At 75.1% G+C, this 1,659-nt stretch carries 2 protein-coding genes; one reads left to right on the top strand and one right to left on the bottom strand.

What is annotated here, in order from left to right:
- The first annotated feature begins 131 nt into the window (after nucleotides 1-131).
- Nucleotides 132-845 carry a CDP-alcohol phosphatidyltransferase family protein gene (locus FOE67_RS25070; protein WP_182667102.1) on the top strand — a complete coding sequence of 238 codons (714 nt, stop codon included), beginning with the start codon at nucleotides 132-134 and terminating at the stop codon, nucleotides 843-845.
- Here the strand turns inward: FOE67_RS25070 and FOE67_RS25065 are convergent.
- Nucleotides 826-1,290, bottom strand: a complete 465-nt coding sequence (locus tag FOE67_RS25065) for an FAD synthase family protein (protein WP_182667101.1) — start codon at nucleotides 1,288-1,290, stop codon at nucleotides 826-828. The two genes, FOE67_RS25070 and FOE67_RS25065, sit on opposite strands and share 20 nt — an antisense overlap.
- Nucleotides 1,291-1,659 lie beyond the last annotated feature (369 nt).

Here is a 1,659-nt window from a genome sequence, read left to right as displayed (position 1 = left end):
GGGTGGGGGACGCACCGCACGACACCGCGCGGGGAGTCGCGCACGACACCGCGCACGCACCGGCACCGGCGGGTGGGGGAGCGCCTCCGGCGGGGACCCCGCCCACCGGCTTCTCCGCCGCCCTGCGCGAACTGCGCGGCGCCGGGAAGTCCGCCCGGGGCGTCTCGCTCTACTCCCGGTGGGTCAACCGCCCCCTGGGCCGGCCGGCCGCCGCCGCGGCCCTGCTGATGGGCCTGCGACCCAACCACGTCACCCTGATCAGCGGCGCCCTCACCTGCTCGGGCATCGCGGTCATCGCGCTGATGGCACCCTCACCGGCCACCGCCGTCGCCGTGACCTCCCTGCTGGTCCTCGGCTTCGCCCTGGACTCCGCGGACGGTCAACTCGCCCGTCTGCGCCGGGAGGCGAGTCCGGCGGGGGAGTGGCTGGACCACATGGTGGACTGCGTCAAGGTCGTGACCCTGCACGCCGCCGTGCTGATCTCGCTGTACCGCTTCCACGACCTGCCCGGCGAGGGCTGGTTGCTGGTCCCGCTCGCCTTCCAGACGGCGGCGGTCGTGATCTTCTGCGGCGGCCTGCTCACCGACAAGCTGCTCTCCGCGGCCCGGACCGCCGGGGGCGGGGCCGGCCCGGCGGGGCGGGAGGCGCCGCCCCCGCTGTGGCGGGCCCTGGCGCTCCTGCCGGTGGACTACGGAGTGGTGTGCTGGTCGTTCCTGCTGCTCGCGCAGGCCTCGTGGTTCCGGGTCGGCTACGCGGTGCTGGCCGCCGCGCACCTGCTCTTCGCGGCGGCCTTCGCCCTGCTGTGGTACCGGCGGGTGTCCGCCCTCAGCGCCCCGCGCCGCTGACCGTGCCGCCGGGACCGGCCGGCGGCGCGGCCAACGCGTCCAGGGCGGCCCGCAGGTGGGTGCTGGAGGTGTGCACGGTGTACGGGAGGTAGACGACCTCCACGCCCACCTCCGCCATCTCCGCCTCCAGCCGGTCGCCCTTGGGCGTCCCGCGCCAGTCGTCGCCCTTGAACAGCACGTCGAAACGGACCTGGTGCCAGGCGACCCGCTTGTCCGCGGAGGTGTCCACGAACGCGGCGTCCACGTGACGCACGCTGCGCACGATCTCCAACCGCTCCACGAGGGGGACGATCGGGGGCCGCCCCTTCATGGACTCGGCCGCCTCGTCCGTCACCACCCCGGCGACCAGGTGGTCGCACCTGCTCCCGGCGTGCCGAAGGATGTTCAGGTGGCCGATGTGGAAGAGGTCGAAGACGCCCGAGGCATAACCCACGATCTGACGCATGGTGGAAATCCACCCCCAAGTCGGTGGTCCGTCGCGGTCTTCCGCGCGGTGCCGTGCCGTGGCGCCGCCTGCGTGGCGCCGGACCCTCCCCGGTCCGGCGCGCGGGGCGCCTCCGCCCGACCATAGCGCCAACTCCCCCGTGATTGCGGGCGAATGCCGGCACACACGTGTGCGATCGGGCTACGCTGGGCGCGGTGTCGTCAGGGGAGGCGACACCGGGGGACCACAGGGGAGGGAGCCCGTGATGGCCCATGGGCGATCGACCGGCGACCGGCCGGGAAGCGCGGCGGGGAACGCCGCCGGCGGGGGCGCCCACCGGACACCCGACGGCGACGGACCACCCCCCGGCGCCCCGGCCCGGGAGTCCCC

Origin of the sequence: Streptomyces calidiresistens (genome assembly GCF_014141525.1) — a bacterium.
In the GTDB taxonomy this organism is placed as follows: Bacteria; Actinomycetota; Actinomycetes; order Streptomycetales; family Streptomycetaceae; genus Streptomyces; species Streptomyces calidiresistens.
The sequence above is the reverse complement of the archived record's forward strand: the minus strand, read 5'-3'. Positions and strand labels throughout refer to the sequence as shown.

Excerpts from the sequence above, each read along its gene's own strand:
- FOE67_RS25065 (WP_182667101.1), bottom strand. The coding sequence starts at position 1,290 with ATGCGTCAGATCGTGGGTTATGCCTCGGGCGTCTTCGACCTCTTCCAC.